This window comes from uncultured Erythrobacter sp. (assembly GCF_947492365.1).
Lineage (GTDB): Bacteria > Pseudomonadota > Alphaproteobacteria > Sphingomonadales > Sphingomonadaceae > Erythrobacter.
Genome location: NZ_CANLMB010000001.1, coordinates 334,153 through 354,084 on the forward strand (window position 1 = coordinate 334,153; position 19,932 = coordinate 354,084).

General features: G+C 61.7%; 22 protein-coding genes. 5 read left to right on the top strand and 17 right to left on the bottom strand.

Translation table 11 applies throughout. The annotated features are described in order from the left end of the window. Positions 1–16: 16 nt before the first annotated feature. Complete coding sequence (locus Q0887_RS01585) at positions 17–1,216, bottom strand: indoleamine 2,3-dioxygenase (RefSeq protein WP_299191778.1); 1,200 nt, start codon at positions 1,214–1,216, stop codon at positions 17–19. 114 nt (positions 1,217–1,330) lie between these two features. On the opposite strand from Q0887_RS01585, the gene Q0887_RS01590 reads away from it, so the two are divergent. Beyond that, complete coding sequence (locus Q0887_RS01590) at positions 1,331–1,774, top strand: Lrp/AsnC family transcriptional regulator (protein WP_299191780.1); 444 nt, start codon at positions 1,331–1,333, stop codon at positions 1,772–1,774. 62 nt (positions 1,775–1,836) lie between these two features. Here Q0887_RS01590 and Q0887_RS01595 read toward each other — a convergent pair whose 3' ends face one another. Further along, positions 1,837–2,448: a superoxide dismutase gene (locus Q0887_RS01595; RefSeq protein WP_299191781.1), complete on the bottom strand. Its 612-nt coding sequence runs from the start codon at positions 2,446–2,448 to the stop codon at positions 1,837–1,839. A gap of 207 nt (positions 2,449–2,655) precedes the next feature. Here Q0887_RS01595 and Q0887_RS01600 point away from each other — a divergent pair, with 207 nt between their 5' ends. Then, positions 2,656–2,943: a S24/S26 family peptidase gene (locus tag Q0887_RS01600; RefSeq protein ID WP_299191783.1), complete on the top strand. Its 288-nt coding sequence runs from the start codon at positions 2,656–2,658 to the stop codon at positions 2,941–2,943. An 8-nt stretch (positions 2,944–2,951) separates the two neighbouring features. On the opposite strand, the gene Q0887_RS01605 is transcribed toward Q0887_RS01600, so the two are convergent. Beyond that, a complete protein-coding gene (locus Q0887_RS01605) occupies positions 2,952–4,445 on the bottom strand; it encodes a carotenoid oxygenase family protein (protein ID WP_299191785.1) in 1,494 nt (497 codons plus the stop codon). Positions 4,446–4,578: 133 nt separating this feature from the next. Here Q0887_RS01605 and Q0887_RS01610 point away from each other — a divergent pair, with 133 nt between their 5' ends. Continuing rightward, a complete protein-coding gene (locus Q0887_RS01610) occupies positions 4,579–5,397 on the top strand; it encodes a universal stress protein (RefSeq protein ID WP_299191787.1) in 819 nt (272 codons plus the stop codon). A gap of 256 nt (positions 5,398–5,653) precedes the next feature. Here the strand turns inward: Q0887_RS01610 and Q0887_RS01615 are convergent, their stop codons facing one another. The 8 genes from Q0887_RS01615 to hisG form a co-directional block, all read right to left on the bottom strand. Then, complete coding sequence (locus Q0887_RS01615; protein ID WP_299191788.1) at positions 5,654–6,571, bottom strand: acyl-CoA thioesterase II; 918 nt, start codon at positions 6,569–6,571, stop codon at positions 5,654–5,656. Positions 6,572–6,604: 33 nt separating this feature from the next. Continuing rightward, positions 6,605–7,510, bottom strand: coding sequence for a cupin-like domain-containing protein (locus Q0887_RS01620; protein ID WP_299191790.1), 906 nt, complete (start codon positions 7,508–7,510; stop codon positions 6,605–6,607). Next, positions 7,507–8,604: a GNAT family N-acetyltransferase gene (locus Q0887_RS01625; protein ID WP_299191792.1), complete on the bottom strand. Its 1,098-nt coding sequence runs from the start codon at positions 8,602–8,604 to the stop codon at positions 7,507–7,509. Before Q0887_RS01625 ends, Q0887_RS01620 begins: the two co-directional genes overlap by 4 nt. 294 nt (positions 8,605–8,898) lie before the next feature. Further along, the gene (locus tag Q0887_RS01630; RefSeq protein ID WP_299191793.1) at positions 8,899–11,034 is read right to left on the bottom strand and encodes a sodium-translocating pyrophosphatase; all 2,136 of its coding nucleotides are present in this window, start codon (positions 11,032–11,034) and stop codon (positions 8,899–8,901) included. 160 nt (positions 11,035–11,194) lie between these two features. Beyond that, positions 11,195–12,025 (bottom strand): thiamine-phosphate kinase, encoded by an 831-nt coding sequence (gene thiL, locus Q0887_RS01635; RefSeq protein WP_299191794.1) that lies wholly within the window; start codon positions 12,023–12,025, stop codon positions 11,195–11,197. A gap of 23 nt (positions 12,026–12,048) precedes the next feature. After that, on the bottom strand, positions 12,049–12,516 hold the full coding sequence (gene nusB, locus Q0887_RS01640) for a transcription antitermination factor NusB (protein ID WP_299191796.1): 468 nt from the start codon (positions 12,514–12,516) through the stop codon (positions 12,049–12,051). After that, entirely contained in the window at positions 12,513–13,805 is a 1,293-nt protein-coding gene (hisD, locus tag Q0887_RS01645; RefSeq protein ID WP_299191798.1) for a histidinol dehydrogenase, read from the bottom strand. Before hisD ends, nusB begins: the two co-directional genes overlap by 4 nt. Beyond that, the gene (gene hisG, locus Q0887_RS01650) at positions 13,805–14,494 is read right to left on the bottom strand and encodes an ATP phosphoribosyltransferase (RefSeq protein ID WP_299191799.1); all 690 of its coding nucleotides are present in this window, start codon (positions 14,492–14,494) and stop codon (positions 13,805–13,807) included. The genes hisD and hisG overlap by 1 nt, the downstream gene beginning before the upstream one ends. An 80-nt stretch (positions 14,495–14,574) precedes the next feature. Here hisG and Q0887_RS01655 point away from each other — a divergent pair, with 80 nt between their 5' ends. Next, a complete protein-coding gene (locus tag Q0887_RS01655) occupies positions 14,575–15,660 on the top strand; it encodes a DUF2332 domain-containing protein (protein WP_299191801.1) in 1,086 nt (361 codons plus the stop codon). Between the two features lie 75 nt (positions 15,661–15,735). Here the strand turns inward: Q0887_RS01655 and Q0887_RS01660 are convergent, their stop codons facing one another. From Q0887_RS01660 to Q0887_RS01675, 4 genes are read right to left on the bottom strand one after another with little or no spacing between them, the layout of a single operon-like run. Beyond that, positions 15,736–16,632: an alpha/beta hydrolase gene (locus tag Q0887_RS01660; RefSeq protein WP_299191803.1), complete on the bottom strand. Its 897-nt coding sequence runs from the start codon at positions 16,630–16,632 to the stop codon at positions 15,736–15,738. Beyond that, a complete protein-coding gene (locus Q0887_RS01665) occupies positions 16,629–17,441 on the bottom strand; it encodes an SDR family NAD(P)-dependent oxidoreductase (RefSeq protein ID WP_299191805.1) in 813 nt (270 codons plus the stop codon). The genes Q0887_RS01660 and Q0887_RS01665 overlap by 4 nt, the downstream gene beginning before the upstream one ends. Before the next feature lie 59 nt (positions 17,442–17,500). After that, positions 17,501–17,944, bottom strand: coding sequence for an NUDIX domain-containing protein (locus Q0887_RS01670; RefSeq protein WP_299191806.1), 444 nt, complete (start codon positions 17,942–17,944; stop codon positions 17,501–17,503). Next, positions 17,941–18,213: a BolA family protein gene (locus Q0887_RS01675; protein ID WP_299191807.1), complete on the bottom strand. Its 273-nt coding sequence runs from the start codon at positions 18,211–18,213 to the stop codon at positions 17,941–17,943. The genes Q0887_RS01670 and Q0887_RS01675 overlap by 4 nt, the downstream gene beginning before the upstream one ends. A gap of 69 nt (positions 18,214–18,282) precedes the next feature. Between Q0887_RS01675 and Q0887_RS01680 the strand changes: the two genes are divergently transcribed. Then, entirely contained in the window at positions 18,283–18,888 is a 606-nt protein-coding gene (locus Q0887_RS01680; protein ID WP_299191809.1) for a J domain-containing protein, read from the top strand. Between the two features lie 12 nt (positions 18,889–18,900). Here the strand turns inward: Q0887_RS01680 and Q0887_RS01685 are convergent, their stop codons facing one another. Together Q0887_RS01685 and Q0887_RS01690 are read right to left on the bottom strand one after the other, a co-directional pair. Continuing rightward, positions 18,901–19,542, bottom strand: a complete 642-nt coding sequence (locus Q0887_RS01685; protein ID WP_299191810.1) for a glutathione S-transferase family protein — start codon at positions 19,540–19,542, stop codon at positions 18,901–18,903. 3 nt (positions 19,543–19,545) lie between these two features. Next, positions 19,546–19,905: a DUF1428 domain-containing protein gene (locus Q0887_RS01690; RefSeq protein ID WP_299191812.1), complete on the bottom strand. Its 360-nt coding sequence runs from the start codon at positions 19,903–19,905 to the stop codon at positions 19,546–19,548. Positions 19,906–19,932 lie beyond the last annotated feature (27 nt).

Consider the following 19,932-nt stretch of genomic DNA (forward strand, 5'->3'; position numbering starts at 1 on the left):
TGCGACCCGAAGGGAATCAGAGCAAATTCGCTGCCGTCTCGTCGCGGTGCTTTTTCAGATAGCGCATGAAGGGCGTGCCTCCGGTGCCGACATCGGTGTCGTTGCCGGCTGATTTCTTGCCCTGCTTGTTGATGTAGCTCGCCGCATATTCGAGGTGGCGCGTGCGGAAGTCTGCAACGGCCTGAATATTGGCGTTGTAGGCGTCGGTGAGGCCCGATGCGCCGACGGTTTGGACGAAACCGCGCAGCCCGCTCGACCGGCGGGCGTCGTCGACGAAAGTGCGGTGGCCGACGGGGCGGTATTCGTGCAGCTGGTCGAGGAATTCGCGCAAGGGATCGCTTGCGTGACCGACATTCATCAGCGCGTCCATGCTGGGCACGATGGAGCTCTGTGAGCCGGTCTGTCCGCGATAGGAGCGCGCCTCGTCGCCGAAGCGCTCGACGCCTTCGTAGATCACGCCGTCGGGCAGCGCGGGATTGTCGCGCCAGCCGTGAATATAGGGGCGCACACGCTCGAAATAGATATAGGGATCGCAGCGTTCGGGCATGCGGTCGAACAGGGCGTTGATGTGTTTCCAGGTGCCCGCCATGGCTTCGAGCTGAAGCTGGGCGGCCTCGGGATCATCATTGTGAGCGGCTTCGCACACATCTTCGAACCGCGCGAGCGCTGCGCCTGCCTGCGCTTCGATGGCGACGTGGACCAGCACGAACCACGCCTCATCCATTCCGCCGAGGAAGTTCTGGATCATGCGGATATTGTCGAGCGCGAGCGGCTTTGCCGGATCGATCAGCGTCCAATTGTCGAGCACATAGGTCGAATAGGTCAGCAGCGGCTGCTGTCCCAATGCGTCGGCGAGCGCGACCATCGGCACTGCGATGCAGGCCGGGATGCGGTTGTCGACCTCGGCCTCACCCCAGACATAGGCCTGGATCATAAAGCTGTAATGCACCGTCGCCATGCGCAGCTGCTCGTTGCTGAGCGTCGAGACATCGGCAAGTTCACGCGGATCGGGCAGGTGGGCGCGCAGGAAAGCGCGGATTTCGCCCGACGGCATCACCTGCGGCAATTGCAGCGCAACCCGCGCAGCGTCGGCCCAAGCGCCGTCAAACGTCACCTTGCCTGCATCGTAGCGGCACAGAAAGCCGCGTTCCTGCGACATGTCGTAATCGGCGAGCGGCTTGAGAACAGAATGGTCGGAAGGTGCGAGAGTGGCCATTTGCGAGAGCTTTCTGCGTTGATTTGTTGGTTGTGCACAATTCTACGGCCAATTGCGGCGAATATCCTTGCAAAATGCGTTGTTCGGCGCGCTCTATTGCAATATCGTGCGGAAATGGACCGGATTGACAGCAAGATATTGCATGAGCTTGAGCGCGACGGGCGACTCTCCAACACCAGCCTTGCAGGCAAGGTTGGTCTGTCGCCATCGGCGTGTCTCAGACGGGTGCAGGAGCTGGAGCGCTCAGGCCTGATTCGCGGCTATCGCGCGGTGCTGGATCGCAGCCAGCTGGGCGGGGCGGTGACGATCTTCGTGATGGTGGGCCTCGCCGCGCAGCTCGCCAAGGATGCGCGCAATTTCGAAGCGGCGATGGATGCAGCGCCCGAAGTGCGCGAATGCCACAACATCACCGGCTCGGTCGAATATCTGCTGCGCGTCGAAGTCTCAGACCTCGCCCAGTACAAGACGTTCCACGCAGACACGCTGGGCACATTGCCGCAGGTCGCCAGCATCACCTCGCATATCTCGCTGGGTTCATCGAAGGATATGCGCGCCTGATACGAAAAAGCCCCGCCGCGCATGGAGCGGGGCGGGGCCTTTCAAACAAAGTCCGGTCAGGATCAGGCCGGATAGGTCCAGGCGCTGCCGCGCGCGAGGTTCTCGCTGGCGAAGGCCCAGTTGATCTTTCCATCGACAACCGCGTCGAGATAGGCCGGACGCGCATTCTGGTGGTCGAGGTAATAGGCGTGCTCCCACACATCGATGGTCAGCAGCGGGTTGAAGCCGCTGTCAGCCAGCGTGTCGCCGTCGTGGGTTTCCTCGATGCTGAGCGCTCCGTCCTTTTCAGCCAGCCACACCCAGCCACTGGCGAAGTGGCCTGCGCCGCGTGCTTTGAGCTGTGCCTTAAGCTCGTCCATCGAACCGAAAGCGGCATCGATCTTCGCAGCAAGGTCTGCCGAGGGCGCGGTTTCCGACGCGGCCATCGAATGCCAGTAAAAGGCGTGGTTCCACGTCTGCGCGGCGTTGTTGAACAGGCCCGCATTCGATCCGCGTGCAGCCGCAACGACGGTTTCGAGCGAAGCATTGTCGTGATCGGTGCCCGCAATCGCTGCGTTCATCTTATCGACGTAAGCCTTGTGATGCTTGCCGTGATGGAAAGAAAGCGTGTTGGCCGAGATCGCCGGTTCGAGCGCGCTATCGGCATAGGGAAGATCGATTAGGTTGAAAGCCATGTGAGTGTCCTTCTCTTTGGTCTGAACAGGTCGTTTGAATAAATGACGCCCCGCGCGGATAGGGGCTGTGCGGGCGTAAGGAAAGGGCGCGGACAAGAATATCGCATTTCGGGTCAAATTGTCGAACGCAGAATATTGATGAGCGCGCGAGTTTTTGGCATGCGTGCACTCAAGGGCTGAAACAGGCTCGGTGGGGGGAGTTTTTCATTGTTCGGTTTCAGCATCGCCCGGGTGCGCGGGAAAGGCATCGAGCTCAATCTGCCCGAGGGTAGCATAGCCCTGTTTCGTCGCCGCAAGACCAAAGCGATACGGCGCGGTGATGTGGTTCTTGTGGATCACCCTGATCTTGGCAGGATCGTCAAGAAAGTCACCGCCGTCGGGCGCAAGGGCAATGTCCATCTCAAAGGCATGTCGAGCAGCGCGACCGGCGACGAACCTTCGGGCAAAGTGCCGCGCGAGGCGGTGCTGGGGCGCTTTGTCCGGCGCTTGATCTAGGCCGAAACCTAAGCCGCCAGTTCCGCCCGTTTGAACGCCGCATCGGCTTTGAGCTGTGCGTGCTCGACCCAGGTGGTGTGCACTCCGCTTGAGATCTTGTGCGGCAGGCGCGCTCGGCAGATCGGGCCTTTGGTGACATCGCTGGCATCGAGAATGGCCAGTTCAGATGTTCCGGCATTGTCGTCGATCAGGAAGGTGACGAGGTAACCATCATCTTCGGACAAACTTCCTTTGCGCGGCACCATCGGGCTTTCGCTGGCATAGACGCCCTCGGGCAGCTCAAACACCTGTTCCTCGCCCGTTTCGGTGTCGTGGCGGACATAGCCGTTGAACAGGAACCAGCCGGGCCGCGTCGTGGTTGACCAGATATAGCGGCTTTTCCCCATCAGATAGGCCGGATTGATCATGCCGAATTCGACAATCCGGTCGGACAGGCGCTCTTCGCGCGTCTCGCCCGTCTTCAGGTTAAAGCGCCAGCGGTGCAGGCGGCTCTGGAAAGAATGCTCGTCCACATAGGCCATCATGTGGCTGTATTGGCCCGCTTCCTCGATCGGGTCGGGCATGGGCTTGTCTTGGTAGTATCCTTCCAAGATCACCTCGTCGCCCTCTTCCCAAGCGTTGGTCCAGTGGAGCACATAGGTGGGCGAGGCTTCGAACCAGCGGATATCCTCCGGCCGACCGCGGCGAGGAATCAGGGCAAAGCGGGTCGGCACGCCTTCGTGGATGCGCGCGGCGTGGATGTTCCGCTCCAGAAGGTCGGCGTCCCAGTAAAGCGGCATATCGTTGAGGATCGACCAGTTCTTCGTGATCGCCATGTCATGCGGCAGGCGCGGACCCGAAAGCGGGATCGGCACGTAGTGCACAAGGCTGCCGGAGCGGTCGACCACGCCGTAATGCATATAGGGCGCGTGTTTGGAATAGTTGAAGAACATCAGCTCGCCGGTCGTCTCGTCCACTTTGGGATGCGCGGAAACGCCGTCCAATGGCCCCCATGAAGCCTTGCCCAGATTCTCCAGCGTCACAGGGTCCATCTGCCACGCTTCGCCGCATTGGTAGAAGGTCGCAAGCGCGGTGCCGGCATGGACGATAATGTCGGTGGAGCCAGTGTCCTTCAGCCCCTCATGCGCGCCATAGCCGGGGCGCTTCGAAGTGCCATGCGGGTCCATCAACCCGCCCCATAGCGCCTCGCCATTGATCTGTTCCTGATCGAAGCAATGGGTGCGGATAAACCGGTTGCGATAGCTCGCCTTGCCGCCGCTGATCGACACCTGATGCACCATCCCGTCTCCATCGAACGGGTGGTGGCGGCCCAGCGGCTGGTGGACCGGATTTTCGGTGTTGCGCAGATAGATACCGTCAATATCAGCCGGAATCTCGCCTTCGATTACTTCCAGCTCGGCCACATCCACTTCCTCATGAACCGGCGTCCATGCGCCAGAGAGATAGGGATGGTTCGACGGCTCCAGCGTAACGCGGACCGGCGGATGGCGTGTGACCTGCATTGGGTGTTCTCCTGCGCATCAATGCGCTCTGGATGAGCTTAAAGCACGAAATGCAACCAGCGCAAATTGATCCTGATCAATGCAGCCGCTCTCCAACCGCGCAAGAGTCAGGTGGCAACAAAGGAGAAGCCCCATGAAATCCATCCTGCTGCACATCAATGACGATTCCTGCATGGAAGCGCGCCTGCAAGTCGCAATGGACATTGCCCGCGCCTGCGACGCGCATATCACTTGCCTTCAAGCGGTGAGTTACGAGGTGTTCGCACCCGGCGATTTTGCCGGAAACGCGATGGCTGCTGCAATTCCCCGTATCCGCGAAGCCGCCGAGCATTTGCGGGCGGAGATCGAAGCCGACCTCGCCAATGAAGATGTCGCGTGGAACTGGCGTTTTCTCTACGGCGCGGCGGAGCATCGCCTGCTCGAACAATCGGCGCTGCACGACATCATCATCGTTGGCCCGCATGACATTGGCGAAGAGGGCTCGCGCGGGCCTTCGGCCATGGCGGGCGAGCTTACGCTTGATGCGCCTGCGCCGGTTCTGGTGGTGCCGGGGTCGATCAAGCGGTTGGACGTTCGCGCACCGGTGCTGGTGGCGTGGAACGGCTCGTCAGAGGCCGCAGTGGCCTTGCGCGCGGCAGTGCCGTTGCTGGCATTGTCGGAGCGGGTGTTCCTCGCCAGCGTGAAGGAAGAAAAGGACACTGAACGTTTTGAATTTCCCGCAAGCGAGGCCGCGCGATATCTGGTGCGCCACGGGGTCGAGGCCGAAGTGGTCGAAATCCCGCGCGGCAAGGGCAAGATCTCCGAGGTGCTGGCCAAAGCCGCTGCTGCGCGCGAATGCGGGATGCTGGTGATGGGCGCTTACGGCCATTCGAGGCTCGCCGAAATGCTGCTGGGCGGGGTGACGCGCCGGATGCTGAGCGAGCCGCAATTGCCGATCCTGCTGGCGCATTAGCTGGCGCCTTAGATGGCGCCTTAGCTAGCATCGGAGCGCCGCGCGGTGATTTTCCTACATTGGTCGGTCAGTGTATGAACCGCGCGGCTCTTTCTCATCGTCTGCACCGCTTGTTTCGTGCGAATTTTGCTGCTGCGCATCCGCCAAAGATGAAAGTTGACACTTCACGGCGGCAAAAAGCGAAAATTTTCACATGCAAACAGTCACTTGAAAAGAAGTGGTTTTTCTTAAAGAGGCCACTCGGGTGTAACAGGTTTCACCCCTTGGCTTTGCGCCTTCGCATCATGCCCTCTTGCGCAACGCTGGCAACTAGCTCGCCGGATGCGTTGAAGATGCGGCCCCGGTTGAAGCCGCGACCCTTGCCCGACCACGGCGCGTCGGTGGAGTAGAGCAACCACTCATCGGCGCGCGCTTCGCGGTGGAACCAGATCGCGTGGTCGAGGCTTGCGCCGACCAGCTCGCCGCGCATCCAGCTCAGGCCATGCGGCAGCGCGCTGGTGCCAAGCAACGTGAAGTCGCTGGCATAGGTGATGACCGCGCGGTGCAGCGCCGGATCGTCGGGCAGCGGCGCGACGGTGCGGAACCAACTATGCGCATGCGGCGGCTTGGGCTCGGAGTTCATCCAGTGCAGCTTGTCGAGGGTGCGCATCTCGATGGGGCGAGGGCGCAGCATCAGCTTGCGCTGCGCCTCGCCAAGCTTGTCACCCATGCGCTCCGCCATCTCGCGGCGCAGCACCGTGTCGGACTTGAGTGTCTCCGGCCCTTCGACATCGGGCATCGGACTGTCGTCATGCTCCAGCCCCTCTTCGACGGTCTGGAAACTGGCAGTGAGGTTGAGGATCGGGCTTTGGGTGCCGTCCTCGTTGGCTTGCGAGGCCACGACGCGCCGATTGGCGAAGCTGCGCCCGTCAAAGTCGCGCTCGATCCGGTACTCGATCGGTGTGCCCTCGCGCCCGCCGCGCAGGAAGTAGGCGTGGAGCGAATGCGCCTGCTTGCCATCGGTGAGCGAGCATTGTGCGGCTTGAAGCGCCTGGGCGAGCACCTGCCCGCCAAAGACGCGGCCAATGCCGTCCTTCTGCTCGCGCCCGGCATAGATGTCGCTTGCGCGCTGCTCGACTGTCAGCAGGCGGACGAGCCCGTCAACGAGGCGCTGATTGTCTGGAATGTCGTTCATCGCCGCTCGCAATGCGCAGGGTCGCGGGCGAGGTCAAGCGCCAGTGAGGCCGAGCTTGCGCAAGGCGCGGAAGGCGAAGGCCTTGCCCCGGTTGCCCTTGGGCCAGCGACCCGGCGCTGCAGGAGTAAACCCGCGTTGACGCAGCAGATGGTTGAGCCCGCGCGCGTCGCTTTCGGCATAGCTCCATTCCGAACGCCATGTGATCGAAAGCGAGATCGAGCTTTCCGGCCCGTTGCGCACGAAATGCGGCGCCATAACCGGCACATAAACCGCCTGACCGGGAGCCAGCGCAAACTCGCGCGCGCCCTGCATAAAGGCATCGTCCCACGCCAGCTCACGCGGGCCGCCCGCATGGTAGCTCTCATGCACCTCGTCCGGTGCGTAATGCGGATCGCCTGCAGGGAACTGCGTCATCACTTTGGAGCCTTTGACCTGAAGCAGGATGTTGTGCTCCGGATCAAAGTGGTAGGGCGTGACCGCGTTCGGACTGGAGATGAAGATGTAGGCCTGCGGGGTCAGCATCGCGCCGGTCCTCGCCTCGATACCGCCGCGCAGCTCGCCCAGCAGATCGAGCAGCAAGGACTGGTAGGGTTGCACCTGCTCGACGTTCTTCAGGACCGCCCAGCTGTTGGCTTCGGCGACATGCCGGATCGTCTCGCCGATCGAGAGGCCGGTTGCGCCCGGCTTTCCGTCCACGCCGATTGGCAGGTCGCCGCGATTGAACTCGACGCTTTGTTCGTCAAGTTGCTCGGCCAGCTCGGCAAGAGCCTCCAGTTCGAGTAGCGGATGCCGGTTTAGCGCGTGGCTCAGAACATGCGGAACTTCGGGGTAGCCCGCCGCGAAGTCCTGCCGCGCGCGCGCATCGAATATGTCCCAACTCGAAGCGGTGGGATCAAAGCTCCGGTGGTCTGTCGGGTGGAGGCGTGAGGGGGCATTCATTCGGGGGATTGTCCTCGGGTTTCATAGGCCATCAGCGCGCGAAAGGCAGTGCGGCGTAGGGAGCCGCCAATGGCAATATTGCGAGAGATGATGCGGCGTTTCTCGCGCCAGATCCGCTCGATCATCGTGTGACCTTCGACCGCGCAGCTATCCGCCCATTCAAAGCCGGGACGCTCGACAAGATCGAGATTCTCGATCTGGAGCAGCAGGCCGGGGGAGAAGCGCGAATAGGCCTCGTCAAAGGTGGTCTTGAAACTGAACACGCCCGGCATGGTGATGAAGTTGGCGAGCATTGCGACCGGCTTGCCGTCAAGCCGCAGTGCCAGCCGCTCAAGCTTATGAGCCTGCGCCGCCGATGTGAGTGTGGCGGTGAAGAAGCTGCGAGTGCTCTGCGCGCTTGCAAGCGCCGAACCGGCTTCGCCTTTCCAACCTTCTGCTTCCAGCGCGAGGAATTCGGCGATCCATGTGTCTATTCCCACGCTGCCCTCTAGGCGTTCAACGGTCAGCGTGCCCAATTCGGATAGCCGCTTGCGCTGGCGACGCAGCTCCTTGCGCTTCTTGGTGCTCATTGCTGCGTCGAGATAGGCTTGCGCGTGGGGGTAGTCATCCGGCGGCGAGAGCATCGCGCGCTCGCCTGCATCAACCGTGACGGCGCGGCGTCCGCTCTCTGCCAGAACCGCATCGAGCGCGGCGTTGAGCGGTCCGTCAGCGGGCAGCTGGGGCAAATGGAGGAACAGCGCGCGGCCCGCTTCTTGGTCAAGATGCGCGAGCAAGGACCGCCAGAAAGCACGTTCAAACCCGCGAGCCGCAAGCGGGCTGCCGCAAAAGGCATTGGAATGGAGCCAGCCTGCAATATGCGGCACCGGATAGCCGTAATAGCGCGGCTTTCGCGCGAGCGGCAAAAGTCCGATGAGCTGTCCATCGCTATAATGCGCAAACAGCTCGGGCGCGGAATCTTCGCTGAAATGGTCAAGCGAGCCGAGCGCAAACCAGCTTTCGAAGAACGGGTTGGGTTCGCTCGCTTGCTCGGCAAGCGCCTGCCATGCGGCGAGGAATGCGGTGCTAGCGGCTTCCTCGCAGTCAATCAGACGCACCTGTCCTGCGCCGACTGCTCGGCGATCCGGTGCGCCCTTTTGGGCTGGAAGGGAAGGCGCTGCCGCCAAATCCACTGCGTAAACCCCATTGCGAACATTGCAGAACCCGCCTGAATGCGCGCTCTTGAAACCGGGCTACGTATGCATCGTTAACAGAGCGTTAGGTTTGGGGCGGGCTTTGGGCATGTGGTTCAGATCGGCACAACCGGCGGCGCAATTGCAAATCGGGCAAAACAAAACCCCGCCCGGATCACTCCGGACGGGGTTTTGCAAAGGTCGGTTCTGAAGGAGCGCTTAGTGCGCGCCGCCAGCCAGCGCCGCGAGCAGAAGCAGCGCGACGATGTTGGTGATCTTGATCATCGGGTTCACAGCCGGACCTGCGGTATCCTTGTAAGGATCGCCAACAGTGTCGCCGGTCACCGCAGCCTTGTGAGCTTCGGAGCCCTTGCCGCCGTGATTGCCGTCTTCGATGTACTTCTTCGCATTGTCCCATGCGCCGCCGCCAGCGGTCATGGAAAGCGCGACGAACAGACCGCCTACGATCACGCCGAGCAGCAGAGCGCCCAGCGCAGCGAAGGCGTTGTCCTGACCAGCGATCCACAGGATCACGAAGTAGGTCACGATCGGTGCGAGCACCGGCAGGAGCGACGGAACGATCATCTCCTTGATCGCGGCCTTGGTCACAAGGTCCACCGTGCGGGCATAGTCAGGACGGCTGGTGCCGGCCATGATGCCCGGGTCTTTGGCGAACTGGTCACGCACATCGACAACCACATCGCCCGCAGCGCGGCCCACAGCGGTCATGCCCATCGCGCCGAACAGGTACGGGAGCAGAGCGCCGAGCAGCAAGCCGACGATGACATACGGGTTTTCAAGGCCGAAATCGACATTGGCATCCGGGAAGAATGCACGAAGGTCGGCGGTGTAGGCAGCGAACAGCACGAGTGCTGCAAGACCGGCCGAACCGATTGCGTAACCTTTGGTCACAGCCTTGGTGGTGTTGCCAACCGCGTCGAGCAGGTCGGTCTTTTCACGGACGCTTTCGTCCAGACCGGCCATTTCGGCGATGCCGCCAGCATTGTCGGTAACAGGACCGTAAGCGTCGAGCGCGACGACCATGCCAGCAAGGGCGAGCATTGCGGTTGCGCCGAAGGCCAGACCGATCAGACCAGCGAGCTGATACGCACCGATGATCGCCGCAATGATGACGATTGTCGGAAGTGCGGTCGATTCAAGGCTGATTGCCAGACCCTGGATCACGTTGGTGCCGTGGCCCGTTTCCGAAGCTTTGGCGATCGAGCGAACCGGACGGAAATTCGTGCCGGTGTAATACTCGGTGATCCAGATGATGATGCCGGTCAGCGCAAGGCCGATCAGCGAGCAGTAGAACAGGTCCATGCCGTTGAACTCAACGCCGCCCGGACCGGTGCCAAGCACCTGGTTCATATCTGCTCCTCCCGTGCCAAGCGCGTATTGCGTGACCAGATAGATCAGCGGAATGGCGAGGACTGCGGTGACGATGAAGCCCTTGTACATCGCGCCCATGACGTTGGTTGCCCCGGGGCCGCTTTTGCCCAGACGGACAAAGTAGGTGCCAATGATCGAGGTCACGATGCAGGCGCCGCCGATCAGGAGCGGAAGCGCCATCATCGGAAGCAGCAGATCGCCAAGCTGTGTAGCGAAGAGCAGCGCGGTCAGAACCATGGTCGCACCAACGGTGACGACATAGGTCTCGAACAGGTCAGCTGCCATACCAGCACAGTCGCCAACATTGTCGCCGACATTGTCAGCGATGGTGGCGGGGTTGCGCGGATCGTCTTCAGGGATGCTGGCCTCGACTTTACCGACAAGGTCGGCCCCGACGTCAGCAGCCTTGGTGAAGATACCGCCGCCCAGACGCGCGAAGATCGAGATAAGCGACGCACCGAATGCGAGGCCGATAAGACCGTCGATCACTTTGCGGCTGTCTGGTGCGAGTTCCATGGGGCCGACGAGGACGTAGAAGAACACCGCAATCGCGAGCAGCGCGAGACCAGCCACCAGCATGCCGGTGATGGCGCCAGCGCGAAACGCGATGGTGAGGCCCTGTTGCAGACCTTCGCTTGCAGCCTGCGCAGTACGAACGTTCGAGCGCACCGAGATGTTCATCCCGATATAGCCCGCAACGCCCGAAAGCACTGCGCCGATGATGAAGCCGACGGCTGGGATCCAGCCGAGGAACAGTCCAACTACGATCGCAGCAACCACACCGACCATGCCGATCGTGGTGTATTGACGGTTCAGATAGGCCTGTGCGCCTTCCTGAATCGCGCCTGCGATTTCCTGCATTTTTTCATTACCGGCGCTGGCACCCAGCACCTGGCGGCTCGTCACGAAACCGTAAACGATTGCGAGCACGCCCAACCCGATTGATATGAGAATAAGGTCCACGGAAGAATCCCCTCTATTGCGTGGAAAATACGCCGCGACAGGTTTTCCTGCTGGCGCAAGGCCCCCTCCCATAGTCGTAAACGACCATGAGGCAAGCCGGAAAACGGCTCAAAAGCGTGTGTCTCACCAGATTTGGGAGGGAATCGGCCCGTGTCGCGGCTCAGCCGTGCTGAAAGCCAAGGCCCTGTTGGTTGACCAGCGGATGCCCGTCTAGCACCAGCGGAGCAAATCCGAGCGGTTCGACAGTGCCGATGCGTGAGGCCGGGACCGGGCTCTCGGCGCCTTCTCGAAGTGTGAAGAGCAGTTCGTAATCATCGCCCCAACGCATGCACTCATCGCGGCGGTCAGCTGACGCAACAGGCACTGCGGCTGCCTCGATCGCGAACGTCGCCTCGCTTGCTTCGGCCATCCGAAATGCGTCGAGCAGCAGCCCGTCCGAAATGTCCATCATCGCCGTGACACAAGGCGCAAGCGTGCGACCTTCGAGCATGCGCGGTTCGGGGCGGTTGAAGGCGTCGAGGTGTTCTTGAACACCTTCAAAGCCGAGCATTGCTCGGCCCAAAGTGCCGGTGACGTAGATTGCATCTCCGATCTGCGCACCTGAGCGCGCCGGGACCGGAATGTGCGTGGCGCGGCCGATAGCGGTTAGACCGATTGTGCGTGCGCCCTTGGCCGCGAATGTGTCGCCGCCCAGCAATTGGACATCCATCGCGTCCAAAGCTTGCCAGAGTCCGCTGACGAATTCCGCATCTTCGTCGCCGAGCGGATAGCTAAGCATCACACCGACCGGCTCTGCGCCCTTTGCTGCAAGGTCTGACAGGTTGCTCGCCACCAACTTCCAGGCGACATCGCGCAGGTTGGCATCAGCACGGAAATGCGTGCCTTCGGCCATCGTGTCATGGGTGAGCACAAGCGTCTCGCCGCCGATCTCGATCACTGCGGCATCATCATTGAGCCCGCGTGCGCCCTGATGGAGCGGCAATGCGCGCAAGGCGGCGATGAAAGCCGCTTCGTCTATGACCGCACCTCTTTGGCCACCGCGTCAAGGATGCCGTTCACGAATTTCGCCTCGCGGTCATCGAAGAAAGCTTTGGCGACATCGACATATTCGCTGATCGCGCTGGCTGCCGGCACATCGGCGCGGGCGATCAGCTCGTAAGTGCCTGCGCGCAGGATTTGCAGCATCGTCTTGTCGAGCCGTTTGAGTGTCCACCCGCCGGCAAGCTTGGCGGTCAGCACCGCGTCGATCTCGTCGCGCCGCGCATCGACACCGCGCACGATGTCGTCGAAGAACTCGACCTCGGCATCGGCGAAGACCTCGCCTTCGTGGTCCTCGTCATCCACCTCGCGGCCCAGACGGTGTTGGTGGAACTCATCGAGCAGCTTGGCGAGCGCGGTCTTCTCCATGTGCTGCTGGTAAAGCGCCTGAACGGCGGCGAGGCGCGCAGTGGAGCGGGCTTGGGAACGGGCTGGAGTTGTCATTTGAGGCGCAATTCTACCGATTTGGCGTGTGCGGGAAGGCCCTCTGCATGGGCCAGAGTAACAGCGGCGGGTCCGATCTTGCCGAGCGCGGCATCATCAAGCCCGATAAAGCTGGTGCGTTTCATGAAGTCGAGCACCGAGAGCCCGCTGGAAAAGCGCGCGCGGCGGCCCGTTGGCAAGACGTGGTTGGGTCCAGCGACATAATCGCCCACTGCCTCGGGCGTCATCCGGCCAAGGAAGATGCTGCCCGCATGGCGAACTTCGCGCATCAGCGCTTCGGGTTCGTCAATAGCGAGTTCGAGGTGTTCAGCGGCCAAACGGTTGATCAGCGCGGGCGCTTCCTCGGCGATATCGTTGACGATGATGATTACGCCGTAGTCATCCCAGCTCGCTTTTGCTGTCTTGCCGGTGTCGAGCTGGGTCAGCTGGAGATCGATGCAGGCGCGCACCTGCGCGGCGAAGCCCTGATCGTCTGTGATTAGGATCGATTGCGAGGTTGGGTCATGTTCGGCCTGCGAAAGCAGGTCGGCGGCGATCCAGTCGGGGTCGTTCTTGCCGTCTGCGACCACTAGGATTTCGCTCGGGCCTGCAACCATGTCGATGCCGACAACGCCGAATAGCTGGCGCTTTGCCTCTGCGACATAAGCGTTGCCGGGGCCGGTGATGACATCGACCGGCTTGATCTTGTCGGTGCCATAGGCGAGCGCGCCCACAGCCTGCGCACCGCCTACGCGCCAGATCTCGTCGATACCGGCAATATGCGCCGCAGCGAGCACCAGCGGGTTTGACTTGCCCTTGGGCGTTGGCGTTACGACGACAACCCGTTCAACCCCGGCCACGCGCGCGGGAATGGCGTTCATCAGCAGCGAGGAGGGATAGGCGGCGCGCCCTCCGGGAACATAAAGCCCCGCCGCATCTACCGGCCGCCAGATCGCGCCAAGCCGCACGCCGGCTTCGTCGGTGAAGTCGCGATTTTCCGGCAATTGCGCCTCGTGATAGGCGCGGATGCGGGAGGCAGCGAGGTCGAGCGCCTCGCGTTGCTCCTGCTCGATCTGCTCGTAAGCTTCCCTGCAACGCTCCGCCGTGACCTTCCAGTCGGCATCGTCGATCAGCGAATATCCGTCATAACGCTGCGTATATTGAACCAGCGCGTCATCGCCGCCGGTCTTTACAGTGCGTAATATGTCGAGGACTTGACCCGCGACATCGCTATCGGCCTCGCGGCGCGCTTCGACCACGCGTTTGAAGCGTTGCTCGAAATCGGGATCGAGGGTGGAAATCTGCTGCATCAGGCGGCTTCGCCCTTAGCACGACCTTCAGCATCGGCGCGGAAAGCCGCGACCAGATCAGCAACGCGCGGATCGGTTTTGAGCGCGGCGCGGTTCACGATCAGGCGCGCGGTGATGTCGATGATCTTCTGCGTCTCAACCAGACCGTTCTGCTTCAGCGTCGTGCCGGTTGAGACCAGATCGACAATCTGGCGCGCCAGCCCAAGCGACGGAGCCAGTTCCATCGCGCCGTTGAGCTTCACGCATTCGGCCTGAACGCCTTGCCGTTCAAAATGGCGGCGGGTGAGGCTGGGATATTTGGTTGCAACGCGCAGATGGCTAGCTCCAGCAGTCTCTTCAGGATCGCTGGCAAGACGCGCAACTGAAAGGCGGCAGTGACCGATATCGAGGTCCACTGGCGCGTAGAGATCGGAATAGTCGAATTCTTCGATCACATCCGATCCGACGATTCCCACCTGCGCCGCTCCATGCGCTACAAAAGTCGCCACATCGAATGCGCGCACCCGGATCAGCCGCATATCATCGCGCGATGTGCCAAAGGAAAGCGAGCGGTTGGACTTGTCGTGAAAGCCATCCTCGGGCACGACGCCAGCGCGCGCCATTACTGGCAGCGCTTCGTCCAGAATGCGGCCCTTGGGCACAGCGAATGTCAGCTGGCCTGTGGCGGAAGGTTTCGAGTTGCTCGTCATTGCGCGGCGGGACTTAGGCACTGGGCGATCAAAGGGCAACATAAACGCGGCAACTCAAATAAGGCAAAGGTGGTGGACCGATGAGCGATGGTGGGATCATGGGGCTTGAGGAGTTCGCAGCGGCGCTCGACTGGCAGGCGGCGCATGCTGAAGAGAACGATGCACCGTGCACTGCTCGCGTGATCCGTGCGCTTGCCAAAGTGCGCGAGGGTGACACCGCGACCGGACGGCGGATAGCGAACTGGCAGGGGTTAACGCTCAAAGATGCGATGCCGCTGAGGATGGCGGGCGGTCTGCATCACCTGCTGCTATCAGGCGAGGATGAGCGGCTTGCGCGGGTCTATTCGGGCCAGATAAGCGATCAGGGGCAGGTCGACCGGCTGGTTTGCGAGCTGGTCGAAACCTACGACACCCTCCTTCTCCCATGGCTCGACGGGCCGCCGCAAACCAACGAGGCTGGGCGTTCGGCCAGCCTGATGGCGGGGCTCTTGTGGCTGGCGCAGCGCACCGTACCCCGCTTCGAGCTGTTCGAACTGGGCGCCAGCGCGGGCGTGAACACGATGCTGGACCGGTATCATTTCAAACTCGGCGCGACTGAGGTTGGTCCAGCGAAATCACCGATGCAGATCGAGCCTAAATGGCGCGGGGGAGGTGGGTCACCGCCAGCCCCGCCCGAAGCTTTCAAAATCCTGTCAGTGCGAGGCTGCGATGTCGCTCCGGTTGATCTGTCGGACACGGCCAGCGCGCTCAAGCTCAAATCCTATGTCTGGCCGGATGCTCCGGTCAGAATGGCGCGGATCGACGCGGCAATCCAGCTGGCGGGGGAGCGGGCACCTGATCTGGTCAAGCAAGATGCGGGCGATTTTGCCGCGGAAATGCTCGCCCGACCGCAAGCCGAGGGCACGACCCGGGCGATGTTCCACTCCATCATGTGGCAATATATGCCGTCCGAAACGCAGGACGCGATCACCGCCGCGATGGAAGATGCAGGGGCAAAAGCCACGCCAGAGCGCCCGCTGGGCTGGGTCAGTCTCGAGACAGACCCCGCGACCTTCCGCCACGAGTTGAAAGTGCGTTACTGGAATGGCGGCGCGGATGATGGCGCGACGACCTTGCTCAGCCACGCCCATCCGCATGGTGCTTGGGTCGAGTGGGTGGGAGGCTAATCTCAACCCTCCGTGATTTCCTGCGAAAGCAGGAATCCAGCGAGCTATCCAATGGGCTCCTGCTTTCGCAGGAGCTCACTCTGCCAAAAACTTCTCCATCGCCGCGTTCATCGCCTCCGGCGCTTCCCAGGTCACAAAGTGTCCGCAGCCATAGACTGGCTCGATCGTGAGCGGGTCGATCACATTGTCCAGACCTTCGATATTCTCTGACGGCAATGCGAGATCGTCCATCGCCCAAACTACCAGCGTCGGGATCGTCAGCTTGGGCAGATCTGGCGGGGAGTAATCAGCGGGAATCTCGAACGGCTCATCCATGGTCGGCACGTGCATCGTGCTGCCGCGATAGTAATTGAGCATCCCGAAACAGGCATCGCGATCCTCCCATTCGCGCAGCAAACGCGCGCGCTCCTCCTTGGGCATCGCATCAGGGCGGTCCCAATTGACCTCTTGCAGCAAAATGCCGGTGAGGCCCTTTTCGCGGATTAGAGCGTCATTGGCCGGGTCCTTAAACCCGCGAATATACTGGCTCGCCTCACGTTGGCCGTGATGGGTGTAAAGCAGCTTTTGAAAGATCGCCGGATGCGGCGCATTGGCAATAATAGCCCGCTCGACCCGCGCATGCTGCCCGCCCAGTGCCACACCCCAGGCAATCGCTCCGCCCCAATCGTGACCAACGATGGTGAATGTCTCGACTCCCAAGGCATCGGCCAGCAAAAAGACGTCGCCGATCATCTTGTCGGGCGTGTAGTTCTCGGCTCCTTGCGGTTTTGACGAGCCTGCATAGCCGCGCTGATCAGGGGCGATGCAGCGATAGCGGTCAGAGAAATGGGCGAGCTGGTGCCGCCATGTGCGGTGGTTTTCGGGAAAGCCGTGGAGGAAGATGAGCGCTGGCGCATCGCGCGGGCCTATGTCCACCACGTTGAGTTCTATCCCGTTGGCGAGCGCGATACGGGTCTGTTCGAGCGAGGTCACTCTGTCGCCTCGATCTTCTCCATATAACCCGCCGCGACCATGCCCGCGACCTGATCGAGCAATTCCTCGGGCGTCCGGCGCAGCTCTCCCATGCCCGCTTCCACTCCCTGCGCGACGATAATCTCGCGCTCGCCATTGGCCATGCCGTCGAGCATGATCTTGGCGGCATCGGGAGCCGGAATGCCTTCGTCGATGACCTTGTCCGAACTGCCCCGCTTGCTGCCGTCACCGACCAGCGCGTTGCGCGCGACATCGGTCGCAACCGAACCGGGATAGATGACGTGTACGCTGACGCCGGATTGCGACAATTCCGCGCGCAAGGCGTCACCATATCCGGCAAGCCCGAACTTCACCGCGCAATAGGCGGTGCGCATCGGCACACCGACCTTGCCCGCGATCGACGAGATAAAGGCCAAAGCGCCCGAGCCTCGCTCTGCCATGTGTCCGATCAGGCTTTGGCTGAAGGCGATCTGCGCGGTGAGGTCGATGTCGATAATGTCGCGGTAGACCTTCATATCGGTTTTGAGCGCGCGGCTGCGCTGCGAGACACCGGCATTGGCAAAGGCGATGTCGACCCCGCCTTCCCACGCGGTCGCCTTGGCCGTCGCATCGGCAAGAGCATCATCGTCGCGGACATCGAAGGGCAGAATGAGCGTCTCGCCGCAGTCTGCTGCGACCTCGGCCAGCCGCGTTTCATCGCGTCCTGACAGGACCACATGCGCCCCGCGTCTTGCGACATCGCGCGCCAGTGCTGCGCCGATCCCAGAGGAGGCTCCCGTGATCCAGACGACCTTGCCCGCATAATCCATCTAACATTCCTCTCCAGTCTCGTTTTGCTACCGATAGGAGGCGAATGGAGGGCGCGCAATCAGCTTGGTCTGGCCATTTCTATCAGTTTGGCGAGATTTTCCGGAAACAAGGCCTCGTGCCAGCCTCCCAACTCGTCGAGACTGAACCAGCGGTGCTGCGTCATCACCTGCTGTTCAAGCGCGGTGTGACAGTCAGTGGAGATCGAGGGCTCTGGCACGCGCACCAGAAAGTAGCGCTCGTCTGCCTGCACCGGCTCGCCTTCGACAGTCACGAATTCGGGCGTGGTGCGCGCGATCTGCTCGCCTGGATCGGCGGATATGCCGGTTTCTTCGAGCAATTCGCGCCGCGCGGCCTCTTCAAAGCTCTCATCCGGTTCGCATTCGCCGCCTGCCGTGACCCAGAATGGCGGACGGCCTGCAACATCGAAGCGGAACATCAGCACCCGTTCACTCGGGTCGAGCACGATCAGGCGCGCAGAGCGGCGGATGCGCCTGGCTGTCATGATGCCGGAGCGTTGGCCTTGATCGCTACCGCATGGACGCGCTCGCCAACGATGTCACCGAGCGCCGCGATCACCGCTCGTTGCCGGCCAAGGCGTGACATTTCGGCGAAGGCGGGGGCCTCGATCAGGATGGTGAAATGCGATTCGCCTGACCCATCATCACCCGCATGGCCCGAATGCTGGGCGCTATCGTTGATGATCTGGAGCTGAGTCGGGGCGAAGGCCTCGTTCAAAAGCTCGCGCATTTCCTCTGCTACTGTTCCGCTCATCGCTGCATTTCCTGATTACAAATCTACCGGGTTGGAATCTGGCGACTCTATCGCCATTCTCAAGGGTTCATGTCTAGCGCGCGATTCCATGGACGGTACGAAACACAGGAACGGGAGTGTGAGCACCCGACCTGCCGCGAGGCAGGCGAGTTCCGCGCGCCGGGCTATCGTCCCAACGGATTTGACGGTCCGGGCGAATGGCGCTGGTTCTGTCTTGACCATGTGCGCGAATTCAATTCGGGCTATGACTGGTTCGAAGGAATGAGCGCGGAAGAAGTGCTGGCCGCGCAGGCTCCGGCGAGCGGCTGGCGCACGGAAAGCCCGAGTTTCGGTCCGCGCGCTGGCGTGGATGGCATGCCGCGTTGGGCCGATTTCGACGATCCGCTCGATGCCATTTCCGCGCGTGCGAGCGGTATTCGCAGCCGGGCTGCGCGCGAAGCGGCAATGGCCCGAAACGCCTATGGGTCTGGCAAATTCTCCAAGGATGAAGCGGAGGCGCTCGAAACAATGGGTCTTGGTTCCGACACCGACCGGCGGCGCTTACGGCGACGCTATTCTGAGCTGGTTCGCCGTTATCACCCCGACCGCAATGGCGGCGACCGAAGTTATGAGGCGCGGCTCAACAAGGTGGTCGACGCCTATCAAACGCTGCGCAAATGCGCCTCGATTGCCTGAACAAAGGACGCGTTACTCGCCCGCTTCCTCGATCAGTTTCGCATCAATCGCATTGGCCTCGGCATAGGCTGGACGCTGGATGACGCGCTCGACATAGGCCTTGAATGCGGGACGTTCAGGGATCGAACCAAAGCGCAGGCCCCAGACGAACTGGCTGCCGACATAGGTGTCGGCCATGGTGAAGCGGCTACCTGCGGCAAAATCGTGTTTTGAAAGCCAGCCTTCCATCGCTGTCAGCGCCAGATCGAGGGTGCCGAAGCCCGCCATCGCTGTGCGCTCGGGCGGAACCTCCCAACCCATAGCCGAGGCGATCACCGCCTGCTCGATCGGACCCGCAGAGAAGAACAGCCAGCGGAAATAGGCGGCTCGTTCATGTGCATCGGGCAGCAGGCCTTTGTCTGGGTGCGTCTCGGCGAGATAGTGATTGATGGCGGCGGCTTCGGTGATGATGTGGTCGTGGTCGCCCCCGTCTTTTTGGCGATGATGATGGACCAGCGCGGGCACCTTGTTCATCGGATTGATGTCGGTGAAGCCCTCGGGCCGCTGGCCCCAGCCGAAGACAACCTGATCATAGTTCGCGCCAACCTCATGCAGCGCCCAGCGCGAGATTTGCCCGCGGCTCATCGCGACGGTGTAGAAGGTGAAGTCGGCCATGGATCAACGTCCCCTTGTGAGCAGCGGTTCAAATTCGCCAAAGATCAGCCGTGAGCCGTCAAAAGGCGGGTCGCCTTCGGGATAGTCCTCGAAACCTTCGCCTTTGCCCATCGATTCCTTGGCTTTGTCGAGCGTTTCCTTGTCAGGCCAGATCACCCAGCCAGTGACGATCTTCTCGCCCTCGGGCGCAGCCACGGCTTTGCGCAGGTCGGTGTTTTTGCCTTCGGGGACATTCGCCTCCCAGGCCTCCATTACTTCCAGAGCGCCATGGGCGATCGACCAGTCGGCCATGAATTCGGCGGCCTCGATATAGGCCTGCTTGTTTGCCTCTGGCACCGATAGTGCCGCCACTGCCACATACATTACCGCTCTCCTTCAGCTGTGTCGCAA

Excerpts from the sequence above, each read along its gene's own strand:
- Q0887_RS01585 (WP_299191778.1), bottom strand. The coding sequence starts at position 1,216 with ATGGCCACTCTCGCACCTTCCGACCATTCTGTTCTCAAGCCGCTCGCC.
- Q0887_RS01590 (WP_299191780.1), top strand. The coding sequence starts at position 1,331 with ATGGACCGGATTGACAGCAAGATATTGCATGAGCTTGAGCGCGACGGG.
- Q0887_RS01595 (WP_299191781.1), bottom strand. The coding sequence starts at position 2,448 with ATGGCTTTCAACCTAATCGATCTTCCCTATGCCGATAGCGCGCTCGAA.
- Q0887_RS01605 (WP_299191785.1), bottom strand. The coding sequence starts at position 4,445 with ATGCAGGTCACACGCCATCCGCCGGTCCGCGTTACGCTGGAGCCGTCG.
- Q0887_RS01610 (WP_299191787.1), top strand. The coding sequence starts at position 4,579 with ATGAAATCCATCCTGCTGCACATCAATGACGATTCCTGCATGGAAGCG.
- Q0887_RS01615 (WP_299191788.1), bottom strand. The coding sequence starts at position 6,571 with ATGAACGACATTCCAGACAATCAGCGCCTCGTTGACGGGCTCGTCCGC.
- Q0887_RS01620 (WP_299191790.1), bottom strand. The coding sequence starts at position 7,510 with ATGAATGCCCCCTCACGCCTCCACCCGACAGACCACCGGAGCTTTGAT.
- nusB (WP_299191796.1), bottom strand. The coding sequence starts at position 12,516 with ATGACAACTCCAGCCCGTTCCCAAGCCCGCTCCACTGCGCGCCTCGCC.
- hisD (WP_299191798.1), bottom strand. The coding sequence starts at position 13,805 with ATGCAGCAGATTTCCACCCTCGATCCCGATTTCGAGCAACGCTTCAAA.
- hisG (WP_299191799.1), bottom strand. The coding sequence starts at position 14,494 with ATGACGAGCAACTCGAAACCTTCCGCCACAGGCCAGCTGACATTCGCT.
- Q0887_RS01655 (WP_299191801.1), top strand. The coding sequence starts at position 14,575 with ATGAGCGATGGTGGGATCATGGGGCTTGAGGAGTTCGCAGCGGCGCTC.
- Q0887_RS01665 (WP_299191805.1), bottom strand. The coding sequence starts at position 17,441 with ATGGATTATGCGGGCAAGGTCGTCTGGATCACGGGAGCCTCCTCTGGG.
- Q0887_RS01670 (WP_299191806.1), bottom strand. The coding sequence starts at position 17,944 with ATGACAGCCAGGCGCATCCGCCGCTCTGCGCGCCTGATCGTGCTCGAC.
- Q0887_RS01675 (WP_299191807.1), bottom strand. The coding sequence starts at position 18,213 with ATGAGCGGAACAGTAGCAGAGGAAATGCGCGAGCTTTTGAACGAGGCC.
- Q0887_RS01680 (WP_299191809.1), top strand. The coding sequence starts at position 18,283 with ATGTCTAGCGCGCGATTCCATGGACGGTACGAAACACAGGAACGGGAG.
- Q0887_RS01685 (WP_299191810.1), bottom strand. The coding sequence starts at position 19,542 with ATGGCCGACTTCACCTTCTACACCGTCGCGATGAGCCGCGGGCAAATC.
- Q0887_RS01690 (WP_299191812.1), bottom strand. The coding sequence starts at position 19,905 with ATGTATGTGGCAGTGGCGGCACTATCGGTGCCAGAGGCAAACAAGCAG.